Consider the following 25,158-nt stretch of genomic DNA (forward strand, 5'->3'; position numbering starts at 1 on the left):
GATATCCGAGGCGCGCCGTGGAACGAACGGTGACCTGATCGTTCGTGGGGGTTGCAACAGCTGTCGTCGGACGCCGGTAGTGTCTGCGGGCGTGACGACAGCCTCCGAAACCGTCAGCGCAGCATCCACCGGTGCCGAGAGCACCATTCGCATTGCCAGTGTCGGGCGGCGTATCGCCGACGAACTGGGGGTGCGCGAGGAACAGGTGCGCTCCGCAGTCGAGCTGATCGACGGCGGGTCGACCGTGCCGTTCATCGCCCGCTACCGCAAGGAGGTGACGGGCGGGCTCGACGACGCACAGCTACGTACCCTCGACGAGCGCCTGCACTACCTGCGCGAACTCGACGAGCGCCGGGGCTCGATCATCGAATCCATCCGTGGCCAGGGCAAATTGGACGAGGCGCTGCACGCGCAGCTGATGCTCGCCGACACCAAGGCCCGCCTCGAGGACATCTACCTGCCGTTCAAGCCGAAGCGGCGCACCAAGGCGCAGATCGCGCGTGAGGCCGGGCACGAGCCGGTGGCCGACGCGCTGATCGGCGACCCCACCACCGATCCCGCCCAGTACAACGCCGAACAGCTCGACGGCGCGCGTTCCATCCTGGTCGAGCGTTTCGCCGAGGACGCCGACCTGGTCGGTGAACTGCGTGAACTCATGTGGGAGCGCGGTCAGGTCAGCTCGACGGTGCGGCCGGGCAAGGAAGAGGCGGGCGCGAAGTTCTCCGACTACTTCGAATTCTCCGAGCCGTTCAGCAAGCTGCCCTCGCACCGCATCCTGGCGCTGCTGCGCGGTGAGAAGGAAGAGGTGCTCAACCTGCACCTCGAATCCGACACCGAGGAGCTCGAGGACGGTGAGCGCTCGATCTACGAGGGCCGCATCGCGCTCAAGTTCGGCATCGCCGCGCAGGGCCGCGCCGCCGACACCTGGCTGCTGGACACCGTGCGCTGGGCCTGGCGCACCAAGCTGCAGGTGAGCATGGGCATCGATACCCGAATGCGGTTGCGGCAGTCCGCCGAACGCGACGCCGTCGACGTGTTTGCGGCCAACCTGCGCGACCTGCTGCTGGCCGCCCCGGCCGGCACCCGCTCCACCATGGGTCTGGACCCGGGCTACCGCACCGGCGTGAAGGTCGCGGTCGTGGACGCCACCGGCAAGGTGGTGGCCACCGAGGTCATCTACCCGCACAAGCCGCAGGGGCAGACCGAGAAGTCCCTGGCCGTGCTGGGCGCACTGGTCGCCCGGTTCAATGTGGAGCTCATCGCCATCGGCAACGGCACCGCCTCGCGCGAGACCGACGCCCTTGCCGCCGAACTGATCTCGCGCATTCCGGAGAACAAGCCCACCAAGATCGTGGTCTCCGAGGCGGGCGCATCCGTGTACTCGGCCTCGGCCTACGCCTCGGCGGAACTGCCCGATATGGACGTGTCGCTGCGCGGCGCGGTCTCCATTGCGCGTCGCCTGCAGGACCCCCTCGCCGAACTGGTGAAGATCGACCCGAAGTCCATCGGTGTCGGCCAGTACCAGCACGACATCTCCGAAACCCTGCTGGCCCGCTCGCTGGGCGCGGTCGTCGAGGACGCGGTGAACGCGGTCGGCGTCGACGTAAACATCGCGTCCGTCCCGCTGCTGTCGCGGGTGTCCGGCATCTCCAACTCGATCGCGGAAAGCATTGTGGCCCACCGCGATGCCAACGGCCCGTTCCGCAGCCGCGCCGGGCTCAAGGACGTTCCGCGCCTGGGCCCCAAGGCCTTCGAGCAGTGCGCGGGCTTCCTGCGCATCCGCGAGGGCGACGACCCGCTCGACACCTCCGGCGTGCACCCCGAGGCCTACCCGGTGGTTCGGCGCATCCTCGATGCCAGCGGCAAGGGCATCAAGGAGATCATCGGCAACAGCTCGGCCCTGCGCGCCCTGCGCCCCGCCGACTACACCGATGAGCAGTTCGGTGTCCCCACCGTCACCGACATCATCGCCGAGCTCGAGAAGCCCGGCCGCGACCCGCGCCCCGAATTCAAGACCGCCGAATTCGCCGCGGGCATCGAGAAGGTCGCCGACCTGCAGCCCGGCATGGTGCTGGAAGGCGTCGTCACCAACGTGGCCGCCTTCGGCGCCTTCGTCGACATCGGCGTCCACCAGGACGGCCTGGTCCACGTCTCCGCCCTGTCCCACAACTTCGTCAAGGATCCCCGCGAGGTCGTGAAGTCCGGCGACGTCGTCAAGGTCAAGGTGCTCGAGGTCGACGTCCAGCGCCAGCGCATCGGCCTGTCCCTGCGCCTCGACGACGAGCCCGGTAAGCCCAAGCAGGAGCGTGGCGACCGCGGTCCCCGCACCAACCAGGGCGGCGGCCAGCGCGGCGGCGGCAACCGGCAAGGCGGCGGTGCCCAGAGCGGCGGTAATCGTCAGGGCGGCCAGGGTGGCCAAGGCGGTGGCAACCGTCAGGGTGGCCAGGCCGGTCAGTCCGGCGGCCAGCGCGGCAACGACCGCCGCAACCAGCCCGCCCCCAGCGGCTCGATGGCCGACGCCCTGCGCCGCGCCGGATTCGGCAAGTAACCCCGCAGCACGCTTCGGGCCCCGGCGAAACCGCCGGGGCCCGAGTCATTTTCGCTATGAGCCGCCGGGTCAGTGCGGGGAAAGCCGCCAGAGCGAGGTGATCTCGGCGCTGCGGGCGGCGTGGAGGGGGTCGTCGCGGTCGTCGGCGCGGGGGTGGCGGGGACGGGTGTCGAGCCGGTCCAGGACCTGAAGTCCCGCCGCGTCGAAGGCGGCTCGCATCTCGCCGGGGGCGCGCAGGGACAGGCGTTCGGCGAGGTCGGAGATGACCAGCCAGCCTTCGCCGTCCGCGGTGAGGTGTTTGGCCATGCGGTCCAGGACCGCGCGCAGGACGCGCCCGCCCGGATCGTAGACGGCATGGTCGAGGGGGGAGCGCGGCTTCGCGGGCAGCCACGGCGGATTGCAGACGACCAGGGGCGCACGGCCCGGCGGGTAGAGATCGGTGCGCACCAGCTCGACGCGGTCGCCGTAGCCGAGGCGGTCGAGATTCTCGCGGGCACAGGCGAGGGCGCGCGGATCGTCGTCGGTTGCGACGATCGACGCCACCCCGCGGCGTGCGAGCACCGCGGCCAGCACGCCGGATCCGGTCCCGATGTCGAAGGCCAACCGGGTCGAGGGCAGGGGTGCGTCGGCAACCAGATCGACGTACTCGTCGCGGGCCGGTGCGAAGACTCCGTAGTGCGGATGGATGCGAGCCCCCAGCGCCCGCACCGCGACACCCTTGCGCCGCCACTCGTATGCGCTTGTCACACCGCGCAATTCACGCAACGACACCAACGCCGGTTCCGCCGCCTCGCCGTAGGCGTGCAGACACGCCTGCCGGACGTCGGGTGCTCGCCGCAGCGGGACGACATGCCCGGGGTCCAACGGCACCAGCACCATGCCGAGAATCCGTGCCCGCCTCGCCTGCCGCTGACGCAGGGCGTGGAAGTCTGTTGCCGGTCGGCGGGAATTCTCCCGATCGAGTCGCCGGTCGAGGGCCTTCAGCAGTTGGTTCGCGCCGTGAAAATCCCCGCGCCACAACAGGGCTGTCCCGGCGCTCGCCATGCGTAGCGCCACATCGGCGGTGAGCCGGTCGTCCACGGGGACGATCTCGGCCGGTGGGGGAGCCCCGTTCGCGGAGCGCCACAGTGCAGTCCAGCATTCCCCATCTTCGAGCCAGCGCACGGCAGCGTCGCCGGAGAGGGTGGCGTCGGTGAAGAGGGCGGTGTCGGCGAAGTTGGCGGCGTCGACGGCTGTGGTGAGGGTGCGCGAGTACGGTTGCGGCGAAAGGTGTTCGAGCATGACGGTCCGTTCCATGACCAGCCCGCACACGCACGAATTGCCGACCGGCTGCTTCGATTCACACGGACATCACCGGAACAGGCACCGACGAACACAACGGGCTGTGATTCTGAGGATCGATCGCACGAAAGCGACCGGAACAACGGCGGTTGTGCCGTCCGTCAACCCACCGTCGAAGCGAAGTGGGGTGCCGTCATTCCTCCAACCTATCCCACCACCGCATCGAGGCGGTCGGCGGGCTCGGCGCAACAGCGAAGAGACTCGGCGCAAAAGCGAAGAGACTCAGTGCGGCAGCGAGGAACCGACGCGGTGCAGGGTGCCGTCGGGGTCGACGTAGGCGAATTCGCGTAGGCCGTATTCGGTGTCGATCGGCGGGACGAGACGTCCGGGCAGGTCCGCGGCCAGCCACTCGTCATAGAGCGCGTCGGCGTCGGAGATATAGAGATACACGGCCGAGGCCGTGCGCTTCGGATCATGCTCGGGCCATTCGGTCAGGTGCAGGGCCACGCCGCCGCGATCGGCGAACCCGTAACGGGCCTGGCCTTCATAGGCGTAAGCGGTGAATCCGAGCCGCCGGTAGCGCTCCAGAGCAGCGTCGAGATCCAGGACCGGAATCACCGGTGCCACGCGCTCGAACTCGATCTCCTCCGGCACGGTCTCTCCCCTCGTCGACGGCGTTCGTAGCCGAACGCTACCGTCACCCACCGACATCTCCCGGGAACCGCGGCGCTACGGGCTCGAAAACCGAAGCGGCCGAGGCCAACCCGTTCGGACCTACCTCGGCCTCCGGCCACCGGCCTGCTCCCCACCGAGCGATGCCTCGTTGGGCTCGATGGCGTCGCGGGTGATGCAGGAGCGGCCGCATCCAGCGGGCGCTGTTGTCTGAATGGTTGCTACATCACTGCGTCGGCGTCCGTGATCCGGGCGTGCCGATCTCGGGCGCGGGTAGCGTGGCTGGGGTTGGTGTTCACACGCGATTCACAGGAGACGACACGGGCATGCGGTTGCATCGGTGGTGGGAAGATGTCGTGGTGGCGCACGGCCGATTGCCGCTGGCATGCCTGCTGCTGGGATTCATCGTCGGGTTCCTGTTGATCCGAATCAGCGTGCGGCTCATCCGCAAACAGGTGCGCTGGTGGCCCGGCAATGTGCGGGCCGGGGACGTGCACATCCACCACATGGTCTTCGGCGTCATCCTGGTGCTCGGCTCCGGCATGGGGCTGGTGGCGTTGTATCAAAGTTCCGTCGGTGTGATCAGCGCGCTGGCCGCGGTGTTCGGGGTCGGCGCGGCGCTGGTGCTCGACGAGTTCGCGCTCATCTACTACCTGCGCGACGTGTACTGGGAGGAGCAAGGCCGCACCTCGGTGGACGCGGTGTTCGTCGCCATCGCCGTGACCGGACTGCTGCTGCTGGGCTTCCATCCGCTGTGGCTGCTGGACATGGGTGATGTCCGCGATCTGCGCGCCGATCAGAATTTCCCCGAGCGCCTGTTCACCATCGGCTTCGCCCTGATCAACCTGCTGCTGGCCGCCATTGTCATTGCCAAAGGCAAGATTTGGACCGGTCTGTTCGGCATGTTCTTCCCGCCGCTGCTGGTCATCGGCGCCCTGCGACTGAGCCGCCCGGGCGCGCCCTGGGCGCGCTGGCGCTACGGCGCGGGTTCGGGTCTGATGCGACGCGCCATGCGTCGCGAACGCCGCTACCGCCGCCCGGTGATCCGCGCCAAGATCTTCGTACAGGACCTGCTGGCCGGTAAACCCGACGCCGCCCACGTGCTGCGCGCTGCCGAGGAGGAGTTGGCCCGCACCGTCGTCCCGGCGCCACCCGCGCCGCCCTCGACGCATTTGCACCTGATGCCCGGCTGGAAGTCGGCCGAACGCCCCGCAGAGTCCCACCCGGTGGAACGGCCACCCGAACCCATCGATAGCCAATAGGTTGCTGACTGCCGCTTCACGTGCCAGTGTTGAACGATGGGCTACGTTGTCGGCGACTACCTGCTCGATCGGCTCCGCGACCTCGGCGTCACCGAAATGTTCGGTGTCCCGGGCGATTTCAATCTCCAGTTCCTCGATCACGTCATCGCGCACCCCGATATCCGCTGGATCGGCAGCGCCAACGAGCTCAATGCCGGGTACGCGGCCGACGGCTACGCCCGCCTGCGCGGCATCGGCGCGGTGCTGACCACCTACGGCGTCGGCGAGCTGAGCGCGGTCAACGCCATCGCGGGCAGCTACGCCGAGCACGTCCCCGTGGTGCACATCGTGGGCGTCCCGGCCAAGGACATCCAGGCGCATCACCGCGTCATCCACCACACCCTCGGCGACGGCGACTTCCACCATTTCCGCCGCATCGCCGCCGAAGTCACCTGCGCGCAAGCCGATCTCGGTGCGGCCGACGCCTGCCAGGAGATCGACCGGGTGCTCAACTCGGTGCGCGTGCACCGGCGACCGGGGTACCTGATGCTGGCCACCGACACCGCGCGCATCGAGGTGTCACCGCCCGCGACGCCGTTGGCCCCGCCCGCCGACTTCTCGAGCGCCGGGGCACGCGCGGCCTTCGAACGGGCCGCCCGGGAATTCCTCGCGCGGCGGCGCGTCACCGTGCTGGCCGACATCTTCGTCGACCGCGTCGGGGCGACCGAGCGGTTGCGCACCCTGGTCGGCCCTTCGATGGATCAGCCGGACGGCATCCCGCACGCCACGCTGGCCTGGGGCAAGACGGTCGTCGACGAATCCGCGCCCAACTTCCTCGGGATCTACACCGGCGCGGCCTCCCCGCCCGAGGTGCGTGCCGCCGTCGAGGACGCGGAACGCATCGTCACCGTCGGCGTCCAGTACACCGACAGCATCACCGCCGGTTTCAGCCAGCGCATCGATCCCCGCCGGACCATCGACATCGGCCCCGAGCGCACGGTCATCGGGGGAGTGGACGCCTTCGCGCCGCTGTCGCTGACCGCCGCGCTGGAAATCCTGACCGAGCTGGCCCCCGAATTCGCGCAGCCCGCACCGCTTCCCGCGCATGCCGACCCCGCGGCCTTCGACCCGCCCGCCGACGCTGCCCCGCTCACCCAGGCAGCCCTGTGGCCGCTGGTCGCCGAGGCCCTCGGCAACAACAACATCGTGGTGGCCGATCAAGGCTCGGCCTTCTTCGGCCTGGCCACCCTGCGCATGCCGACCGGCATCACTTTTCTCGGTCAGCCGCTGTGGGGTTCCATCGGCTACGCCTTGCCGGCGGCCCTGGGCGCGGGCATCGCCTGCCCCGACCGCCGCGCGGTCCTGGTCATCGGCGACGGCGCCGCCCAGCTCTCCATCCAGGAGCTGGGCACCTGGATTCGCGAGCAGATGAACGGCGTCATCATCCTGGTCGACAACAACGGCTACGCCATCGAACGCGCCATCCACGGCCCCGACGCGCCCTACAACGACATCGCGCCCTGGCGCTGGCCCGAATTGCCGTACGCCTTCGGCGGTGATGCCGAATCCGTGCTGACCTTGCGCGCGAACACCGTCGGTGAATTGCGGGAATGCTTGAAAGCCGCAGCGGCGGAGCAGGATCGATTGGTTTTCCTGCAGGTCGTCACCGGGACGACCGATTATCCGCCGCTGGTCTCGGATATCGCGTCCGCGCTCACCCGCGCGAATACGCGTTCCTGACTAGTAGGGCAGCGTCTTCAAACTGTCGATGCTGTAACCGAATTCCCAGGTCTGATTGACTTTGGAATCGAATTCCTGGACGGTCGGGACCGGATACTGCCTGGCATCGAGGGAGAGCGTGCCCAGTTTTCCGCTGTATTCATGATTACCCGAACCCAGACCCGACAGCAGTCGGGTGGGCCACGGGAACGCCCACGAATTGCAGAAGTCGGTCGCGCTCGGTCCCTGCAGCAGGGCCGGTGTGCCGGCGAGCGCGGTCTTCGGGACGCCCAGGGTGTAGACGTTGCCGTGCTCGTCCTCCATCTCCAGGGTGTATTGCGCACCCGGAGTGGCCCAACCGATATTCCAACGGCAGAACGGGGGCAGGATGCCTTTGTCGTAGACCGCGAGCCGCGGCACGAATCCCTGGGCCGTGTGGGCGGCATGCAGAACATTGGGATTCTGACCGTCGGTCCGGGTATTGGCGATCAAGATCTGCGAATAGACGGGTGTACCCATGGCTGAACTCCTTGCTAAGACCCGAGCACACGAACATGCTACTACCGCGCGAACCTTCCGATTGGCGGATTACCAAGGGGCACTGGGTATTTCGCTGCGATTCACAGGGTGGCATCCGTCCGGTGCGTGCCACCCGCGCCGACGAACCGTGCCTTCCTCGGCGACCACAACGGTCCGGCGGCTATTGTCAACCGGTCGGTTGTCTTGCTGGCACCTTCCGGCGACCCCCGATTCACAGCTTGGTTCGCCGGTCTGGCACAATACTCAGGTTGCCTTGGGAGCAGTCATGCCCGGGCACCGCCCAATATCCGGAGCACGAACCGGTCGAGCGCCCCTCGCGGGGCCAGCCGCCAGGTTCCTCTGTTCGCGCGAACTCCAATAAGGACGGAAATGAACACCCTCGACTTCGTCGACGCCAGCTCGCTGCGCAACGACATCCCGGACTTCCGCCCGGGTGACACGGTCAACGTGCACGTGAAGGTTATCGAAGGCAACAAGGAACGCGTCCAGGTCTTCAAGGGCGTCGTCATCCGTCGCCAGAACGGCGGCATCCGCGAGACCTTCACCGTGCGTAAGGTCTCCTTCGGTGTCGGCGTGGAGCGTACCTTCCCGGTGCACAGCCCCAACCTCGACAAGATCGAGGTCGTGACCCGCGGTGACGTGCGTCGCGCCAAGCTGTACTACCTGCGCGATCTGCGCGGCAAGGCCGCCAAGATCAAGGAAAAGCGCTGAGGTAGCAGACCTCCGCACCGAGCCTGGATCGGCTCGACAGCGCCGAGTAGCCCGGCACCGCATGGATCTTCGCGGTGCCGGGCTACTCTGTTCCGGTGGCAGACGAGAGCGAGTCGGTGACGATGTCCGGGTCGGGCGATGAGAACCGGGCAGACCAGCCCGAAACCTCGAAGACCTCCGGGACTTCCGAGAAGCCGGAGACCCCCGAGGCCCCCGATGCCGCCGACGGCTCCGAGGGTGCCGAGGCGAAGCCGAAGAAGAAGCAGCGCCCGTTCTGGCAGGAACTCCCCATCCTGGTCGGTTTCGCGGCGCTCATCGTGGCGCTGCTGGTGACCTTCATCGGCCGGCCCTATGTGATTCCCTCGCAGTCGATGGAACCCACCCTGCATGGTTGCGCGGGCTGCACCGGCGACCGCATCTACGTGCAGAAGCTGAGCTACTACTTCGGCGATCCCAAGCCGGGCGACGTCGTGGTGTTCGTGGGGCCGACCAGCTCCTGGAACAGCCACTACAAGTCGATCCGCTCGTCCAACACCGCCGTGCGCGGGGTGCAGAACTTCCTGTCCTTCTTCGGCCTGGTGCCGCCGGACGAGAACGATCTGGTCAAGCGGGTCATCGCGACCGGCGGGCAGACCGTGCAGTGCTGTGATGCGCAGGGCCGGATCCTGGTGGACGGCAAGCCACTCGACGAGCCGTACGTGAAGTTCAACAACCCGTTCGATCCCGCACACCCCGAGGTGCAGTTCAATGCGGGCGGCCGCGCGTTCGGCCCGGTCAAGGTGCCGGACGGCAACCTGTGGGTGATGGGCGACAACCGCGCCGAATCCGCCGACTCCCGCTACCACATGACCGACGAGCTGCAGGGCACCGTCCCGATCAAGGATGTGCGCGGCAAGGCCGTGTTCAAGATCTGGCCGCCGAGCCGGATCGGTCCGGTCCGGGCGCAGGACCCCCAGTAGAACCGGCGAACGCGGGATAATCGATCGGTGGGGAATACGGTGAGCGCCGCCGCGAGCCGGAAGGTACGCGGCGGCAAGAAGATTCAGCGGATCGACCGCGGTGACTGGCCCCCGCGCGTGGTCATGCGCTCCGCTGGCGGGCTACGCACCCTCGAATCCGCGCTGATCCGCAGCGGGCTGGGCCCGGTGGCGGGCGTGGACGAGGCCGGGCGCGGCTGCGCGGCAGGACCTTTGGTCGTTGCCGCCTGCTTGCTACCGCCCAAGGCCTACACCTCACTGGCCGGTCTCGACGACTCCAAGAAGCTCACCGAGAACGCTCGCGAACAGCTCTTCCCGATCATCAAACGGCTGGCCCTGGCCTGGCAGGTGGTGGTGATCCCGGCCTGGGAGATCGACGCCATCGGCATCCACGTGGCCAACATCGAGGGCATGCGCCGCGCGGTGGCGGGCCTGGATCCGGTGCCCGGCTACGTCCTCACCGACGGCTTCCGGGTGCCCGGCATTCCGGTGCCGTCACTGCCCGTGATCGGCGGCGATGCGTCGGCGGCCTGTATCGCGGCGGCCAGCGTGCTGGCCAAGGTGACCCGCGACCGCATGCTGGTCGAGATGGACGCGCAGTATCCGGGCTACGGGTTCGCCGCCCACAAGGGCTACAACACGTCCGAGCACAACGAGGCGCTGACGCGCCTCGGCATCACCCCCGAGCACCGTCGGTCCTGGCGAAACGTCCGGGAGACCGGCCGAGTGGCTACCGATACGGCGTATGCGGGATGATGTCTCTACACCCAGTCGTTGGGCGACAAGGAGGACGTTCCACCCGATGAGCGCCGAGGACCTCGAGAAGTACGAAACCGAGATGGAGCTATCCCTGTACCGCGAGTACAAGGACATCGTCGGCCAATTCTCGTACGTGGTGGAGACCGAGCGTCGCTTCTACCTCGCCAATTCCGTCGAACTGCGACCGCAGAACGCCGATGGCGAGGTGTATTTCGAAGTGCGGATGTCGGATGCATGGGTATGGGACATGTATCGGCCCGCGCGCTTCGTGAAGCACGTTCGCGTGATCACCTTCAAAGACGTGAATATCGAGGAGCTGGAGAAGACCGACCTGCGGCTTCCGGAGTAATCCACAGGCCGGCGGCTATCCACAGCTCCGCTGTTTTCCCAGTTCGGCATGGCCGGGCCCGGCGCGGGCCCGGCCATGCTGGCTGAATGGCACAGCATCTGGCGCTCGGAGCGCAGGGGGAGGACCTGGCGGCGTGGTTTCTGCGCGCGGCCGGGATGGAGATCATCGCCCGCAACTGGCGATGCCGGTTCGGCGAGCTCGACATCATCGGCCGCGTGGGCGAGATCACGGCGTTCGTCGAGGTCAAAACCCGCACCGGGCTGACCTGCGGCCGCCCCGAGGAAGCCGTCACCTACCGCAAACAACGCCGCATCCGAGAACTGGCCGCGCGCTGGCTGCGCGAACAGAACGGCCCCTGGCAGCGGGTCCGCTTCGACGTCGTCTCGGTCCTCCTGCTCCCCGGCCGCGACCCGGAGATCCGCCACCTCGAGGCGGTGTTCTGAGATGCCTTTGGGCCGAGCCTATTCCGTCGCCGTGAACGGCGTCGAAGGCCAACTCGTCGAAATCGAAGCCGACATCGGCCAGGGCCTCCCCTCGGTCCACCTGGTCGGCCGCCCCGACACCACCCTCCAGGAATCCCGGGACCGGGTCCGGGCCGCGGTCAGCAACTCGGGCGAGAAATGGCCCGACGGCCGCGTCATCCTGGCCCTCTCCCCGGCCACCCTCCCGAAGGTCGGCAGCGTCTACGACCTGGCCCTCGCCGGCGCGGTCCTGGACGCCGCAGGCGCCATCCCCTCCAACCGCCTCGCCGAATCGGTGCTCCTGGGAGAACTCGCCCTCGACGGCCGAGTCCGCCGCGTCCGAGGCATCCTCCCCGCCGTCCTCGCCGCCCGCACCGCAGGCCGCCGCACCGTGATCGTCCCCACCGACGCCCTCCCCGAGGCCGGCCTCGTCGACGGCATCCGCGTCCTCGGCGCCGCCACCCTGATCGAACTCCTCGACTGGCTCCGCAGCGGCGGCGACCTCGCCCACCCCGAACCCCTCGAAGTCCCAACCCCCACCTCCATCGGAGACCTCCGCGAGGTAGTAGGCCAAGACGAGGCCCGCTGGGCCCTCGAAGTCGCCGCGGCGGGCGGCCACCACCTATTGCTCACCGGCCCACCCGGCATCGGCAAAACCATGCTGGCCCAACGCCTCCCAGGCCTGCTCCCACCCCTGCGCGAACGAGAATCCCTGGAGGTGACGGCGATTCATTCGGTGGCAGGCACCCTGTCCGACGATGCCCCGCTCATCACCGCCGCACCGTTCGTCGCTCCCCATCACTCGTCGTCGGTGACCTCGATGATCGGCGGCGGTTCAGGTTCGGCGCGGCCGGGTGCGGTGAGTTGCGCTCATCGAGGCGTCCTGTTCCTCGACGAGTGCGCCGAAATCGGTAGCAAGGTGCTGGAGGCATTGCGAACTCCCTTGGAGGAGGGGGAAGTTCGCATTGCCCGGCGTGACGGCGTGTCGCGCTTCCCGGCGCGGTTTCAGCTCGTATTGGCCGCGAATCCCTGCCCCTGCGCCCCTGCTCGCGATATCGACTGCATCTGCGCGCCGCTGGCCCGCCGCCGCTACCTCGGCAAACTCTCGGGTCCGCTGATGGATCGCATCGACCTCATGGTTCAGATGCACGCCCAGGCGGCAGGCGCCTTCACCGGCGACGAGGTCGAGAGCAGCGAATCGGTGCGCGCCCGGGTGACCGCGGCCCGCGAGACTGCCGCACGGCGGTGGGCCGAGCTGGGCATGACCACGAACGCCGAAGTCCCGGGACATGTCCTGCGCCAACGCTTTCGACTGCCTCGCGAGGCGTTGGCCCCCGTGGAGAACGCGCTACGGCACGGCCGCATGTCCGCCCGCGGCGCGGACCGCGCCATCCGAGTTGCCTGGACCATCTGCGATCTGCGCGGCGGTGACCTGCCCAATGGTCAGGACATCCTGCAGGCCTTGAGCTTTCGACAGCGGAGTGGAGCATGAGCCGGACAGAGGATGGATGCGATTCGACGCAGGATTTCGACGAAACTTGGTCGGGTGCAACGGATGCAGTGGATCGAACGGTCGGCCTGCGGTCATCCGCCGAGCGCGATTCCGTTCGTGGCGAGTCGGGTGGGCCCGCATCCGGTTCGTTCGGTCGCAGGGATGGCGGTGAAGATTCAGCCGGAGAGACACACGTATCGGGCCACAGCCCCGAACGCGGCCGGGGGTCCGGCTGGACCGGTGCACTGCGCGGCACCACCGCGGAACCGGTTGGTGGTGGCAATGCCGATGAGCGGCGGTTGGCCTGGGTGTATTTGTCGCGGGTGGTGGAGGGGCCTTGTGCGGCGTTGTCGGCGTTGATCGAGGGGGTGGGGGTGGTGGAGGCGGCTCGGGCGGTGCGGGAGTGTGCGTTGCCGGAGGTGTTGCGGGGGCCTACCGAGTTGCGGCGTGGGATCGATAGGGCCGAGGAGGATTTGGCGCATATCGAGCGGCTCGGAGGGCGGGTGGTGACGCCGGATGATGCGGAGTGGCCTGCGTGGCGGTTGCTCGGGTTGGGGCAGTTGGATCCGGCTTACGATGCGGATGGGGCTGTGCCACTGGTGTTGTGGGTGCGGGGGAAGAGGTCGTTGTTGGAAACCACCGAGCGGTCGATCGCGGTGGTGGGTGCTCGGTGTAGTACCGGGTACGGGAATCATGCGACGGGGGAGATTGCCGGGGAGTTGGCGGCGCGGGGGTGGACCGTGGTGAGCGGGGCGGCTTTCGGGATCGACGGGATGGCTCATAGGGCCGCGCTCGCTGTCGGCGGGATGACGATTGCGGTGCTGGCTTGTGGGCCGGATCGGCCGTATCCGGTGCAGCACGATCATCTCCTTGCGGAGATCGCGGATACCGGGCTGGTGGTCACCGAATATCCGCCTGGAACGTCGGCGCGCAAACACTACTTCCTGGCTCGCAATCGGTTGATCGCGGCGCTCGCGGACGGAGTTGTGGTGGTGGAGGCCGGTATTCGTAGTGGTGCTCGCAATACCGTGAAGTGGTGCCGACGACTGGGGCGTCCGGCCATGGCCGTGCCCGGGCCGGTTACCTCTGCGGCTTCGGTTGGATGCCACCGGATGATCCGGGAAGGGGAGGCATTCATCGTTACGCGGGCCGAGGACATTCTCGATGAGGCGGGGCCGCTGCGGCTTTCATTGCCCGGGGCGGTCGCGCCCAGCCCGGAGGACAACCTGTCCGGCGACGAGGCGCTCGTCTTCGCAGCCCTGCCCGCTGTCGGCTCCCGGCTGCCCCGCGCTCTGGTCACCGACACCGGTCTGGTCTTGCCGGTTGTCCGAGCCACCTTGTCGGCCTTGGAGATCGCGGGGCTGGTCGGCTGCGACGGGAACGGCTGGTATCGCGCCGCGGGATCGGCGATCTCCACCGTGGCCGTCGCCGACCACGAACGGCGGGGGTGATCTCGTGGGATCCGGGTTCTCAGTCGGGCAGGCCGGCCAGGCGGTGCGGGGCGAGCAGCTCGGCGACCGTCTCGGGGGAGAGCAGTCCGAGTTCGGTGGCCACCTTGGCGACCGGCTGTCCGGTGCTCAAGGCGTGCTTGGCGATTCGGGCGCTGGTGGCGTAACCGATGTGCGGGGTGAGGGCCGTGACGATGCCGATGGAACGGTTGACGCCCGCGGCGAGGTGGTCACGGTGGGCGGTGATGCCGTTGACGCAGCGGGTGGCCAGGGTGTCAGCGGCCGCGGTGAGGTGGGCGGTGGTCCGCAACAGGCTGTAGGCGATGATCGGTTCGAAAGCGTTGAGCTGGAACTGCCCGCCCTCGGCGGCCATGGTCACCGTCAGATCCGCGCCGATCGCCTCGAAGGCGATCTGGTTGACGGTTTCGGGAATCACCGGATTCACCTTGCCGGGCATGATCGAGGAGCCCGCCTGCACCGGCGGCAGCGTGATCTCCCGCAACCCGGTGATCGGCCCGGATGCCATGAGCCGCAGATCATTACAGGTCTTGGACAGCTTCACCGCCACCCGCTTGAGGATGCCCGACACCTGCACGAAGGCACCGCAATCCTGGGTGGCCTCGATCAGGTTCTCGGCCGGAACCACCTGCTCGCCGGTGAGTTCACTCAGCCGTGCGCAGGCCAGCGCGGGATACAGCGGATGGCCGTTGATCCCCGTGCCGATGGCGGTGCCACCGAGATTGACCTCCCGCAGCAGCGCCGTACCCTCGGCCAGCCGGGCGCAGTCCTCCCGCAGCATGATCGCGAAGGTGGCGAACTCCTGCCCGAGGGTCATGGGCACCGCGTCCTGCAACTGGGTGCGGCCCATCTTGATGACATCGGCGAATTCGGCCGACTTGCGCGCGAATTCGTCCGCGAGCCGCTCCAGCGCGGCGATCAGCAGCCGAATGTGCCCGATGACGGCGAGCTTCACCGCGGTCGGGTAGACGTCGTTGGTGGACTGCCCGAGGTTGACATGGTCGAGCGGATCGAGCTCGGCGTAGTCGCCGCGCGCGTGACCCAGCAGCTCCAGCGCGCGATTGGCGATGACCTCGTTGGCGTTCATATTGGTCGAGGTCCCCGCACCACCCTGGATGGGATCGATGGGAAACTGGTCGTGCAGTGCCCCGCCGCGGATTTCGGCGCAGGCCGCCTCGATCGCCCCGGCCCGCCGGTCATCGAGCAGCCCGAGTTCCCGATTGGCCTGGCAGGCGGCCTGTTTGACCGCGGCCAAGGCGGTAATCAACGCCGGGTACCGGCTCAGGCGCTCCCCGGAGATGGCGAAGTTGTCGAGGGCGCGGGCGGTGTGCACACCCCAGTAGGCGCCCCGGGGCACCTCGAGTGCACCCAGCGAATCGTGTTCGGTCCGGGTCGAATCGTGTTCGATGCGGGTCTCGGTCATGGTCGGCTCCATCCGATCGGCTTGTGGCTGGCGGGGAAGAGAGGTGAAACAGGTCGAAACTCAGTGACTAGCCGGGGATTCGGTGAGTTCACCGAGCAGATTGCTCGTCATCCACCGGCGCAGCTCAGCGGCGGTGAGCTCGAAGCCCGCGAGATGGCCGAGCTTGGCCAGCGCGGCCTCCCGCGTCATATCGCCGCCCCCGATCGCGCCCGCGGCGAGCAGCGCCCGTCCGGGCTGATACAGGCTCAGGTCGACGGATCCACTGTCGCAGTGCGTGATCACCACGACGGGCGTGCCGCGCCCGGTCGCCTTGCGGATCGCGTCGATCGCAGCCGCGGAGGCAGGCATGGTCCCGGCTCCGTAGCATTCGAGCACCACGCCACCGTGATAGATGCGCAGCGCGGCATCGAGCAGATCGGTGTCCATCCCCGGGAAGACAGTGAAAAGACCCACGGGGGAGGGTGTTTCGGCCTTCGCCCCCGTGTCTGGGGACGCGATCGGGCCCGGTGGCGGGGTGTGCGGGCGCACGGTGACGAAACCGTCGCGGTCGTGGCTGCTGCGCTTGCTGGCCCGCACGGCCGGATGCAGTCGCGACCCGAAGGCGATGAACGTACCCGAAGCAGGCTGGGTGGCAATCGAATTCAATGCCAGCAGCAGATTCTCCCCGGCGTCGCTGCCGGGCTGCCCGAGCGGGATCTGCGCACCGGTCAACACCACCGGTATGGCGAGGTCATGCAGTTCGAACGCGAGGCGCGCGCCGGTATAGGCCATGGTGTCGGTGCCGTGGATGAGGATGACGCCGTCGGGCGGGGTGCCGCCCTCGGACCGGGTGACCCGAAGCGCGGCGCGCACCTGCTCGGCAATGACACCGACGGTGTCCGGACCGGCGTGGGCACTGTCGATGACGTGCTCGAGTTCGCGGTAGCGGAATTCCACCGGGATCCCGAACCGGTCGGTGTAGGCGTCGATCAGATCGGCCACGTCGCCGCCGATCCCGGTGCGTGGGCGCAGCCCGTCGCCGCCGTCGACCATGCCGAAGGTGCCTCCGGTGTAAAGGATTTCGACACGCAGTATCGCGAGATCCAGCGTCACCGTGTCGCAGGCGATGTCGGTCACGGCGCGGGCTTCCCTTCCGCCGGTGTGGAATCGGCGTTCGCGAGGACATCGGGGTTCAGCCGCCCGCGCACCCGGTACCACCCCGCCACCATGGCGATCACCACGACCAGGAACGCCGCCAGCGTGATGCGCCCGATCTCGGCGTCGAAGAACATGAGCAGCACGACGGCGACCAGGAATCCGAGGGTCAGCACATTGAGCACGGGTGCGAAGGGCAGCCGGAACTCCGGCCGGGCGTACTCGCCCCGCTCGGCGCGCCGCACGAAGATCCAGTGGCACACCATGATCGAGGCCCAGGTGCCCACGATGCCCAGCCCGGCCAGATTCAGCACGATCTCGAACGCCTTCTGCGGCACCAGCAGATTCAGCACCACCCCCGCGATCCCGACGGCACTGGTGATGAGGATCCCGCCGTAGGGCACGCCGCGACGGTTCATGCGCGCGGCGAAACTCGGCGCGGTACCGGCGACCGCCATCGAGCGCAGCGTGCGTCCGGTGGCGTAGAGCCCGGCATTGAGGCTGGACATGGCGGCGGTGAGGACCACCAGGTTCATGACGTCACCGGCGTGCGGAATGCCGATCTTGCTCATGACGGTGACGAAGGGGCTCTCGCCCGCGGAGTAGGCGGTCCACGGCAGCAGCAGCGTGAACAGCACGACCGATCCGGCGTAGAAGAACACGATCCGCCACATGATGGAGTTGACCGCCTTCGGCACCACCGCCCGCGGGTTATCGGATTCGCCCGCGGCCACGCCGATCATCTCGGTGCCGCCGAAGGCGAACACCACACCGAGCGCGATGGTCAGCATCGGGGCCAGCCCGCGCGGGAAGATGCCGCCGTTGTCGGTGATGGTCGACAGGCCCGGCGTGTGCCCGCCGATATCGGTGCCGGTGACGAGGAAGCCGATCGCCACCAGCATGAACAGCACGATGGTGCCGACCTTGACGAGCGCGAACCAGAACTCCAGCTCGCCGAACAGCTTGACGGACACCACATTCAGGCCGACCACGATCCCCAGCGCGATCAGCGCGAGCACCCACTGCGGCACCGCCACGAACATCGACCAGTAGTGCGCGTACAGCGCGACCGCGGTGATGTCGGCGACCAGGGTCGTCGACCAGTTCAGGAAGTACAGCCACCCCACCGAGTACGCGCCGCGCTCACCGAGGAACTCGCGGGCGTAGGACACGAATGCCCCCGACGAGGGCCGGTACATGACCAGTTCGCCCAGGGCGCGCACCACCATGAAGGTGAAGATCCCGCACACGATGTAGACGATCGCCAGCGATGGCCCGGCCAGGGCCATGCGGCCGCTGGCGCCGAGGAACAGGCCGGTGCCGATGGATCCGCCGATGGCGATCATCCGCAGGTGTCGGGTGCGCAGGTGCTTCTGATAGCCGAGATCACCGGCGTCGACTCGTTCGGTCGGGGCGGTGGGGTGCGCCGCGGACGGCGGGTGGTCGAGCTGCATGGGAAACCTTCAAACCTTCCTGGGGCCGCATCCAGCCTCCGCGAGCGGTGAACATGCGCTCAGGCAGTAAGGCTGTCAGGCTGTAAGACAGGTGAACCGTAATGGCCGTCACACCGGCTGTCAATGGCCTGATGGCTCACCGGGCCGCGACACCGGACGAGCGTTTTGCGTGCCTCGAGCCGGGTCGCCCATACTGGTCGCGTGACGGTCGAAGAGGGACGTGTACAGCGCATCGGCGCTACCGAAGCCGTCTTCCGTCGACTCAAGAGCCTGATCACCGGTGGTGAATACGCGGTCGGCGATCGGATGCCCGGAGAGATCGCGCTGGCCAAGGAATTCGGGGTCAGCCGTCCCGTGGTGCGCGAGGCGCTGCAGGCCTGCGCCATTCTCGGGCTCACCGAAACGCGTACCGGCCGAGGCACTTTCGTCATCTCCACCGAGGAGAACGCGCGACTGACCTTCGCCGGCATCGATGCCGGGGATCTCATCGAGGCCCGCCGCCTGGTCGAGATTCCGGCCGCCGGTTTCGCCGCCGAGCGGCACACGCCCGAACAGCTCGGGCATCTGTTCACCCTGCTGGACACGCTGGCCGCCACCACCGATCCGAGCGAATGGGTCCGCCACGACGGCGAGTTGCACATCGCCATCGCCGCGGCCAGCGGAAACAAGATGCTGACCTCGATGGTCGCCGACACCCGCCGCGCGCTCGACGTGCAGTCGGAGTTCCTCAACCGAACCCAGGACCGCCGCGCTGACTCCGATCGGGAGCACGAGGCCATCGTGCGGGCCATCGAGGCGCGCCTGCCCGAGGAGGCGCGCCGCGCGATGGCCGAGCATCTGGAAAAGGTCGCCGAGACCGTCGCTCGCATCGACGGCTGATCCCCGCCGGAGGCCCCCGCGTCGGCGAGGGCGCTTGATATCTCCCGGAATCGGGGTCAGCGTGGGGGCATGAGTGAGCTGCCCGAGGACCTGGAGGCATTGCTGGCCGAGTACGGGCGGCATTTACGGTTGGGGCGCAACCGCTCCGAGCACACCGTGCGGGCGTACGTGGGAGATGCGCGCGGATTGTTGGAACACCTGCTGAAGCGGGCCGTGGATTCCGGTGTGGGGGAGGTGGATCTGGCGTTGATGCGGTCGTGGCTGGCCGCGCAGGCGAGTGCGGGGGCGGCGCGGACCACCATGGCCCGGCGGGCCTCGTCGGCGCGGACCTTCACGGCATGGTTGACCCATACCGGCAGGTTGGCGGCGGATCCGGGGCCGCGGCTGGGGTCGGCGCGGGCGCACCGGGTGCTGCCCTCGGTGCTGGGTAAGGAGCAGGCGCGGGCCGCCATGGAGGCGGCGGAGTCGGGTGCGGCGCAACAGGATCCGATGGCGCTGCGGGATCGGCTGATCGTGGAGATGCTGTATGCCACCGGGATCCGGGTGAGCGAGCTGTGCGGGCTCGACATCGAGGACGTGGATCGCGAGCGGCGGCTGGTGCGGGTGCTCGGCAAGGGGAACAAGGAACGTGCCGTGCCTTTCGGTGGACCGGCCGAGCAGGCCCTCGACGCATGGTTGCGGTTCGGCCGCTCGGCGCTGGCGATCCCGGAGTCCGGTCGCGCGCTGCTGCTCGGACGCCGTGGCCGCCGCATCGACCCGCGGCAGGCCAGAACGGTTGTGCACGACGTGGTTTCCGCGATTCCCGGCGCCCCCGATATCGGTCCGCACGGTTTCCGGCACACGGCCGCCACTCACCTGCTCGAAGGCGGCGCGGATCTGCGTGTGGTGCAGGAGATTCTGGGTCACGCCAGCATGGCGACCACCCAGCTCTACACCCACGTCTCCATCGAACGGCTCAAGAAGGTCCACGATCAGGCCCACCCGCGCGCCTGATCGATGATGGCGGGGTGAGCGAGATGTCTGTTCCGGAATCGGTCGAGGTCCTACCGGGCGCGGCCGATTCGCCCGTGGTACTGCATGTTCCGCACTCGGCCCGCGCGATTCCCGCCGCCGTGCGCGCGGACCTGCTGCTTGACGACGGGGCGCTCGAGACCGAGCTCGATGCCATCACCGATGCGCACACCGCGCAGCTGGCCGAGTCGGCGGCGGACCTGTCGCCGTCGCGGCCTTGGCGGTTCGTGAATCGGCTCTCCCGGCTGGTGGTCGATCCGGAGCGGTTTCCGGATGAGCGGGAGGAGATGCTCAGGGTCGGTATGGGCGCGGTGTATACCGCGACGACGGATCGAAAGCCGTTGCGCAGCGCGGATTTCGATCAGCGGGAGCTGCTGGATCGCTACTTCCACCCGTATGCGCGGGCGATGACGGAGCTGGTGGCCGAGAGGCTGGCCGCGGTCGGCCGGGTCGTGATCATCGATGTGCATTCGTATCCGGAGCGGCAGCTGCCATACGAGTTGCACGGCTACGGTCCGCGCCCGCCGATCTGCCTGGGCGCGGACGCTTTTCATACTCCGCCCGAACTGCTCACCCGTGCCGCCGGGGTTTTCGTCGAGTTCGGTGATGTCGGCGTCAACAGCCCGTTTGCGGGCACGTATGTGCCGCTGGAGTTCTATGGTTCCGAGCCGCTGGTCGCCGCGCTGATGGTGGAGATCCGACGCGACCTCTACCTGCCCGAGCCCGGCGGGCCACCCGGGCCGGGAATAGATCGGCTGGCCGCGGCGCTGGCCTCCCTCGTAGCAGCCGTGTCTTGAGCGATGGCATATCGAAAAGTTATCGACGAGCTATCGGAAAGCGTGCTAGCGTCACTTAGGTAATCCTAATTATGGAGGTGGCACCTTGGCACGCACACGCATATCGCTGGTGGTCCAGAACACGATCCGCCTGACCGATCACCTGATCCGCGTCCGCCTGGGCGGACCCGGCTTCACGGCCTTTCAGCCCAACGACTCCACCGACGCGTACGTCAAGCTGGTGTTCCCGGGACCCGACGGCGAGACCGTGCGCACCTATACGGTTCGTGAGGTGGACGCGGCGGCGCAGGAGATCGCCATCGATTTCGTCTACCACGGCGACGAGGGCGTGGCCGGTCCGTGGGCGGCCGCGGCCGAGCCCGGCGACACCATCGAATTGATGGGACCCGGCGGCGGGTACGCGCCGCGCGCCGACGCCGACTGGCATCTGTTCGCCGGGGACGAATCCGCGCTCCCGGCCATCGCCGCCGCCTGCGCGGTCCTGCCCGCCGATGCCGTCGGGCAGGTCTTCCTGGAGGTCGCCGGTCCCGGCGACGAACTGTCCTTCGCGTATCCGGAAGGTGTGGCGCTCACCTGGATTCACCGTGGCGATGCCGAGCCGGGGGAGGCGCTGGCCGCGGCCGTGCGTTCCGCGCCGTGGCTGGACGGCAACGTACAGGTATTCATTCACGGTGAAGCGCGGGCCGTCATGCACGACCTGCGCCCCTACATCCGCAAAGAGCGCGGCGTCCCCGCGGTCTGGGCGTCCTCGATCTCCGGCTATTGGCGGCTGGGCCGCACCGAAGAGGGCTTCCGCCGCTGGAAGTCCGAACTCGCCGAGGCCGAGAAGGCCGCACCCGCAGGCGTTTAGACCGCGCGCCCGGTCGAATCAGACGAAGCCCTCGTCGACGAGCCGGTAGCGTCGATGATCATGACCGACCGATCGAGCGAGACATCCCCGCTGCGTGAGCGCCTGCGCGCCGCGCTCCCCGCCGCCATGAAGGCCCGCGACCGCGCCGCCACCGCGGCCCTGCGCTCGGCCCTGGGCGCGATCGACAATGCCGAAGCCGTCGACGGTTCCGGGGTTCGCGCGGGTGCCATCGAAACCAGCCCCGTCGGCCTCGGCACCGCCGAAGTCCGCCGCCGCGACCTCACCGAATCCGACATCGAAGCCATCGTCCGCACCGAAATCGACGACCGCCTCACCGCCGCAAAGGAATACGACTCCCTCACCGGCGGCGCCGACCGCGCCACCCTCCTCCGCGCCGAAGCCGCCGCCCTCGCCACCCATCTCGACCAGCGCTGACCGCGCGACCGGCGGCCTTTCGCCGTCGCCCGCGATCAGCGGGGGCGGAGGGTGTTGATGTAGCGGTGCGCGAACCAGCGTTGGATGAGGCGGACGATGGGGCCGCCGAGGCGGACGTACCAGGTGCCGGGGCGGGAGAAGGCGGCGATGAGGCCGTAGACCGCGTCGTCGGTGGGGTCGTATTCGACGGCGAAGAGTTCCTCGCCGATTTCGGGGTGGCCGGGCAGGGTGCCGTAGGCGAAGCCGCGGCGGTTGGGCTCGTCGAGGACGTAGACGACTCGGCAGGGCGCGCTCACACCGAGGGGGCCGAGGCCGAGGCGGACCGTCAGGTCGGTGCCGGGCTCGGCGGTCGCGGTGCTGGCGGACTGGAAGATGCCGGTGCCGTGCTGAATTCGGTAGGTGCGGATTTGCTCGCCTGCCCGCTCGAAAAGCTCACGTCCGGAACCGATTCGCCGACGCAGCCGGAATTGGTCGTAGCCGGGCGGGAAGTCGCCCGCGGTTGCGCCGACCTCGGCGTAGGTGAACGGCACGGCGTCGGGCTGTTGCGGCATAACCTCATCCTTGCGTCCAGTGCGGGGCGATGCGACGTGAGGTGAGTCTCGTGTGGTGGGGCCGGATCTTCGCGGCGAAGTGGGCCTTCACAAGGTGCGCATTCAATTGTGCAGTGGCTCCGCGATCAGGGGTTTGAGGCGCAGGGGCGTGTGCCGGAGGAGGCCCAGCGGATCCAGATATTCGCGGTCGCGGCGCGCTCCCCAGTGCAGGCAGGGGGAGCAAGGCGGATGGCCGTCTTGCAGAGTGCCGATGGGAGTGCCGCGAATCACGCGACGGCCCACGGGGATTGCCGCCGAGACCGGCTCATAGGTGGTGCGCAGACCGCCCGGATGATCGATGGACACGACCGGCTTCCCCGCCACGGTGCCTGCGAACACCACGATGCCGTCGCCCGCCGCGAGCACGGACTCACCCTGCGCGCCCGCCAAATCCACGCCCCGATGCCCGGGCAGCCAATCGTGCTCGGGTTTGTCGAACACCCGCGCCACGGCCGGTCGCGGCTGCAACGGCCAGTCGAATTCGCTGCCGGGAACGACCGTGCCCGGCGCGGCCGCCGCACTGGCACACTCCGTCAGGAGTGCCGCCGTGCACGCGACAATCAGTAGCAACACCATCGTGAGCCGCATACGACCAGCGTGCGCGCTCGAAACCGACTGTGGAACAGCGGTTTCGGCGAGTGTGGATATTACCGCCGGTTGTGAACAGCGCGAATATCACTCGCCCGGCCTGGTTTTCAGTCCCTGGCCGTGAGCTGCTGCCAGGTGGCGCGATCGACCGCGTAGTGGGTCATCGGACCCAGCACGCCCGGGACGGTTTCGAACGGGTGCATGCCGAGGCGCTCGATCACGGTGATGGAGGCCCTGTTGCCTTCATCGATCTCGGCGAGGACGCGGTCGCGGCCGAGTACCTCGAAGGCGTAGGTCAGGACCGCCGTGGCGGCCTCGCCCGCCAGGCCCTGCCCCCACCGGGCGGGGTCGAGGCTGTAGACGACTTCCAGGTCGGCTCCGCCATCGAGCCTTCGAAGACCGGCGGTGCCGAGCAGATCTCCGCCACCGGTCTCCCGCAACGCCCAGATTCCGAAATTCGCGGTCGCGAAATCTCTTTCGGAATCGGCGATCGTCGTCGTGACCTGTTCGGAGGAGAGCAGCTCGCCATCGAACAGGAATTCGCGGACTTTCGGCATGCGACACAGCCGCAAAAGTTCGTCGTGGTCGCTGGCGTGCAGTGGGGTCAGGGTCATCCGCGCGGTCCGCAGCATCAGCCCACAGTAGGCTTCTGACCTGCGGGTCCGCACCGGGTTATCACTGCCCGACGGGGGCGATTTCGGTCTGGGGGCACTACTGCGTAAACTGATCCAGCGGTTTGCGTTTATGCGAACCGACTTCGCGCGCCCACAGTGAGTGTCGCCGGCTGGTCCCTGAATTCATTTTCGGAGGTTCCGGTGGCCGTGGTCGCCAGGGCAGGGATCGCCGATTCCTGTGTCAACCAGCAACGAGAGGAAGTTACGGAGCCATGGCTGTCGTAACAATGAAGCAGCTGCTCGACAGCGGCGCGCACTTCGGTCACCAGACCCGCCGGTGGAACCCGAAGATGAAGCGGTTCATCTTCACCGACCGCAACGGCATCTACATCATCGATTTGCAGCAGACGCTGACCTACATCGACAAGGCCTACGAGTTCGTCAAGGAGACCGTTGCCCACGGCGGCACCGTCCTCTTCGTCGGCACCAAGAAGCAGGCCCAGGAGTCGATCGCCTCTGAGGCGACCCGTGTCGGCATGCCCTACGTGAACCAGCGCTGGCTGGGCGGCATGCTCACCAACTTCTCGACCGTGCACAAGCGGCTGCAGCGCCTCAAGGAGCTGGAGTCGATGGAGCAGACCGGCGGTTTCGAGGGTCGCACCAAGAAGGAAATCCTCATGCTGACGCGTGAGAAGAACAAGCTGGAGCGCACCCTGGGCGGCATCCGGGACATGGCCAAGGTTCCCTCGGCCATCTGGGTTGTCGACACCAACAAGGAGCACATCGCCGTCGGTGAGGCTCGCAAGCTGAACATCCCGGTCATCGCGATCCTGGACACCAACTGCGATCCCGACCTGGTCGACTACCCGATCCCGGGTAACGACGACGCGATCCGTTCGGCCGCGCTGCTGACCAAGGTCGTCGCCTCCGCCGTTGCCGAGGGTGTGCAGGCTCGTGCCTCGCGTGCCTCCGGTGACTCGAAGCCGGAAGCCGGCGCCGCGGGCGAGCCGCTCGCGGAGTGGGAGCAGGAGCTGCTGTCGCAGGCTGCCCCCGCCGCCGAGGCTGCTCCGGCCGCCGAGGCCGAGCCCGCCGTGGAGACCGCGGCCGAGGCCGAGCTGAAGGAAGACCCGGCCACCAAGACCCCGGCCGACTTCTGATTCTCCGCCG

The 25,158-nt window shown here is 68.1% G+C and carries 25 protein-coding genes; 16 read left to right on the forward strand and 9 right to left on the reverse strand.

Annotation, left to right across the window (positions count from 1 at the left end):
- The first annotated feature begins 91 nt into the window (after window positions 1-91).
- On the forward strand, window positions 92-2,548 hold the full coding sequence (locus ACYVN4_RS31955) for a Tex family protein (protein ID WP_460725700.1): 2,457 nt from the start codon (window positions 92-94) through the stop codon (window positions 2,546-2,548).
- A gap of 69 nt (window positions 2,549-2,617) precedes the next feature.
- On the opposite strand, the gene ACYVN4_RS31960 is transcribed toward ACYVN4_RS31955, so the two are convergent.
- Together ACYVN4_RS31960 and ACYVN4_RS31965 are read right to left on the reverse strand one after the other, a co-directional pair.
- Window positions 2,618-3,844: a methyltransferase gene (locus ACYVN4_RS31960; RefSeq protein WP_460725701.1), complete on the reverse strand. Its 1,227-nt coding sequence runs from the start codon at window positions 3,842-3,844 to the stop codon at window positions 2,618-2,620.
- 267 nt (window positions 3,845-4,111) lie between these two features.
- Window positions 4,112-4,483 (reverse strand): bleomycin resistance protein, encoded by a 372-nt coding sequence (locus tag ACYVN4_RS31965; RefSeq protein WP_460725702.1) that lies wholly within the window; start codon window positions 4,481-4,483, stop codon window positions 4,112-4,114.
- Window positions 4,484-4,827: 344 nt separating this feature from the next.
- On the opposite strand from ACYVN4_RS31965, the gene ACYVN4_RS31970 reads away from it, so the two are divergent.
- Together ACYVN4_RS31970 and ACYVN4_RS31975 are read left to right on the forward strand one after the other, a co-directional pair.
- Window positions 4,828-5,763, forward strand: a complete 936-nt coding sequence (locus ACYVN4_RS31970; RefSeq protein WP_460725703.1) for a hypothetical protein — start codon at window positions 4,828-4,830, stop codon at window positions 5,761-5,763.
- Window positions 5,764-5,799: 36 nt separating this feature from the next.
- Window positions 5,800-7,482 (forward strand): alpha-keto acid decarboxylase family protein, encoded by a 1,683-nt coding sequence (locus ACYVN4_RS31975; RefSeq protein ID WP_460725704.1) that lies wholly within the window; start codon window positions 5,800-5,802, stop codon window positions 7,480-7,482.
- On the opposite strand, the gene ACYVN4_RS31980 is transcribed toward ACYVN4_RS31975, so the two are convergent.
- On the reverse strand, window positions 7,483-7,980 hold the full coding sequence (locus ACYVN4_RS31980) for a hypothetical protein (protein WP_460725705.1): 498 nt from the start codon (window positions 7,978-7,980) through the stop codon (window positions 7,483-7,485).
- 390 nt (window positions 7,981-8,370) lie between these two features.
- On the opposite strand from ACYVN4_RS31980, the gene rplS reads away from it, so the two are divergent.
- From rplS to dprA, 7 genes are all read left to right on the forward strand, one after another.
- A complete protein-coding gene (gene rplS, locus ACYVN4_RS31985; RefSeq protein ID WP_120737548.1) occupies window positions 8,371-8,712 on the forward strand; it encodes a 50S ribosomal protein L19 in 342 nt (113 codons plus the stop codon).
- Between the two features lie 122 nt (window positions 8,713-8,834).
- Complete coding sequence (gene lepB, locus ACYVN4_RS31990) at window positions 8,835-9,671, forward strand: signal peptidase I (protein WP_460726783.1); 837 nt, start codon at window positions 8,835-8,837, stop codon at window positions 9,669-9,671.
- A gap of 90 nt (window positions 9,672-9,761) precedes the next feature.
- On the forward strand, window positions 9,762-10,445 hold the full coding sequence (locus ACYVN4_RS31995; protein ID WP_460726785.1) for a ribonuclease HII: 684 nt from the start codon (window positions 9,762-9,764) through the stop codon (window positions 10,443-10,445).
- 46 nt (window positions 10,446-10,491) lie between these two features.
- A complete protein-coding gene (locus ACYVN4_RS32000) occupies window positions 10,492-10,797 on the forward strand; it encodes a DUF2469 domain-containing protein (RefSeq protein WP_019929973.1) in 306 nt (101 codons plus the stop codon).
- An 86-nt stretch (window positions 10,798-10,883) separates the two neighbouring features.
- Window positions 10,884-11,240 carry a YraN family protein gene (locus ACYVN4_RS32005; RefSeq protein WP_460725706.1) on the forward strand — a complete coding sequence of 119 codons (357 nt, stop codon included), beginning with the start codon at window positions 10,884-10,886 and terminating at the stop codon, window positions 11,238-11,240.
- A 1-nt stretch (window position 11,241) separates the two neighbouring features.
- Window positions 11,242-12,750: a YifB family Mg chelatase-like AAA ATPase gene (locus tag ACYVN4_RS32010; protein WP_460725707.1), complete on the forward strand. Its 1,509-nt coding sequence runs from the start codon at window positions 11,242-11,244 to the stop codon at window positions 12,748-12,750.
- Window positions 12,751-13,049: 299 nt separating this feature from the next.
- Window positions 13,050-14,201, forward strand: a complete 1,152-nt coding sequence (dprA, locus tag ACYVN4_RS32015) for a DNA-processing protein DprA (protein ID WP_460725708.1) — start codon at window positions 13,050-13,052, stop codon at window positions 14,199-14,201.
- 19 nt (window positions 14,202-14,220) lie between these two features.
- Here dprA and ACYVN4_RS32020 read toward each other — a convergent pair whose 3' ends face one another.
- Genes ACYVN4_RS32020 through ACYVN4_RS32030 form a run of 3 tightly spaced genes read right to left on the reverse strand, consistent with a single transcriptional unit; the run spans window position 14,221 to window position 18,227 of the window.
- Window positions 14,221-15,639, reverse strand: a complete 1,419-nt coding sequence (locus tag ACYVN4_RS32020) for an aspartate ammonia-lyase (protein ID WP_460725709.1) — start codon at window positions 15,637-15,639, stop codon at window positions 14,221-14,223.
- Window positions 15,640-15,699: 60 nt separating this feature from the next.
- Complete coding sequence (locus ACYVN4_RS32025; RefSeq protein WP_460725710.1) at window positions 15,700-16,755, reverse strand: asparaginase; 1,056 nt, start codon at window positions 16,753-16,755, stop codon at window positions 15,700-15,702.
- The gene (locus tag ACYVN4_RS32030; protein ID WP_460725711.1) at window positions 16,752-18,227 is read right to left on the reverse strand and encodes an amino acid permease; all 1,476 of its coding nucleotides are present in this window, start codon (window positions 18,225-18,227) and stop codon (window positions 16,752-16,754) included. Before ACYVN4_RS32030 ends, ACYVN4_RS32025 begins: the two co-directional genes overlap by 4 nt.
- A 201-nt stretch (window positions 18,228-18,428) precedes the next feature.
- Between ACYVN4_RS32030 and ACYVN4_RS32035 the strand changes: the two genes are divergently transcribed.
- From ACYVN4_RS32035 to ACYVN4_RS32055, 5 genes are all read left to right on the forward strand, one after another.
- Window positions 18,429-19,106, forward strand: coding sequence for a FadR/GntR family transcriptional regulator (locus ACYVN4_RS32035; protein ID WP_460725712.1), 678 nt, complete (start codon window positions 18,429-18,431; stop codon window positions 19,104-19,106).
- Window positions 19,107-19,175: 69 nt separating this feature from the next.
- Complete coding sequence (locus tag ACYVN4_RS32040; RefSeq protein ID WP_460725713.1) at window positions 19,176-20,099, forward strand: tyrosine recombinase XerC; 924 nt, start codon at window positions 19,176-19,178, stop codon at window positions 20,097-20,099.
- A gap of 23 nt (window positions 20,100-20,122) precedes the next feature.
- Window positions 20,123-20,914, forward strand: a complete 792-nt coding sequence (locus tag ACYVN4_RS32045) for an N-formylglutamate amidohydrolase (RefSeq protein ID WP_460725714.1) — start codon at window positions 20,123-20,125, stop codon at window positions 20,912-20,914.
- A gap of 85 nt (window positions 20,915-20,999) precedes the next feature.
- Complete coding sequence (locus ACYVN4_RS32050) at window positions 21,000-21,764, forward strand: siderophore-interacting protein (RefSeq protein WP_460725715.1); 765 nt, start codon at window positions 21,000-21,002, stop codon at window positions 21,762-21,764.
- Window positions 21,765-21,824: 60 nt separating this feature from the next.
- Complete coding sequence (locus ACYVN4_RS32055; protein ID WP_460725716.1) at window positions 21,825-22,199, forward strand: GatB/YqeY domain-containing protein; 375 nt, start codon at window positions 21,825-21,827, stop codon at window positions 22,197-22,199.
- A gap of 35 nt (window positions 22,200-22,234) precedes the next feature.
- Here ACYVN4_RS32055 and ACYVN4_RS32060 read toward each other — a convergent pair whose 3' ends face one another.
- The 3 genes from ACYVN4_RS32060 to ACYVN4_RS32070 all read right to left on the reverse strand — a co-directional run bounded on the left by ACYVN4_RS32060 (window position 22,235) and on the right by ACYVN4_RS32070 (window position 24,009).
- Complete coding sequence (locus tag ACYVN4_RS32060) at window positions 22,235-22,750, reverse strand: DUF1990 family protein (protein ID WP_460725717.1); 516 nt, start codon at window positions 22,748-22,750, stop codon at window positions 22,235-22,237.
- A gap of 102 nt (window positions 22,751-22,852) precedes the next feature.
- Window positions 22,853-23,377 (reverse strand): M23 family metallopeptidase, encoded by a 525-nt coding sequence (locus ACYVN4_RS32065; RefSeq protein WP_460725718.1) that lies wholly within the window; start codon window positions 23,375-23,377, stop codon window positions 22,853-22,855.
- A gap of 107 nt (window positions 23,378-23,484) precedes the next feature.
- Window positions 23,485-24,009 carry a GNAT family N-acetyltransferase gene (locus ACYVN4_RS32070; protein ID WP_460725719.1) on the reverse strand — a complete coding sequence of 175 codons (525 nt, stop codon included), beginning with the start codon at window positions 24,007-24,009 and terminating at the stop codon, window positions 23,485-23,487.
- A 254-nt stretch (window positions 24,010-24,263) separates the two neighbouring features.
- Between ACYVN4_RS32070 and rpsB the strand changes: the two genes are divergently transcribed.
- Window positions 24,264-25,148 carry a 30S ribosomal protein S2 gene (gene rpsB / locus ACYVN4_RS32075; RefSeq protein WP_379356575.1) on the forward strand — a complete coding sequence of 295 codons (885 nt, stop codon included), beginning with the start codon at window positions 24,264-24,266 and terminating at the stop codon, window positions 25,146-25,148.
- Window positions 25,149-25,158 lie beyond the last annotated feature (10 nt).

It is taken from the genome of Nocardia heshunensis (genome assembly GCF_054782115.1).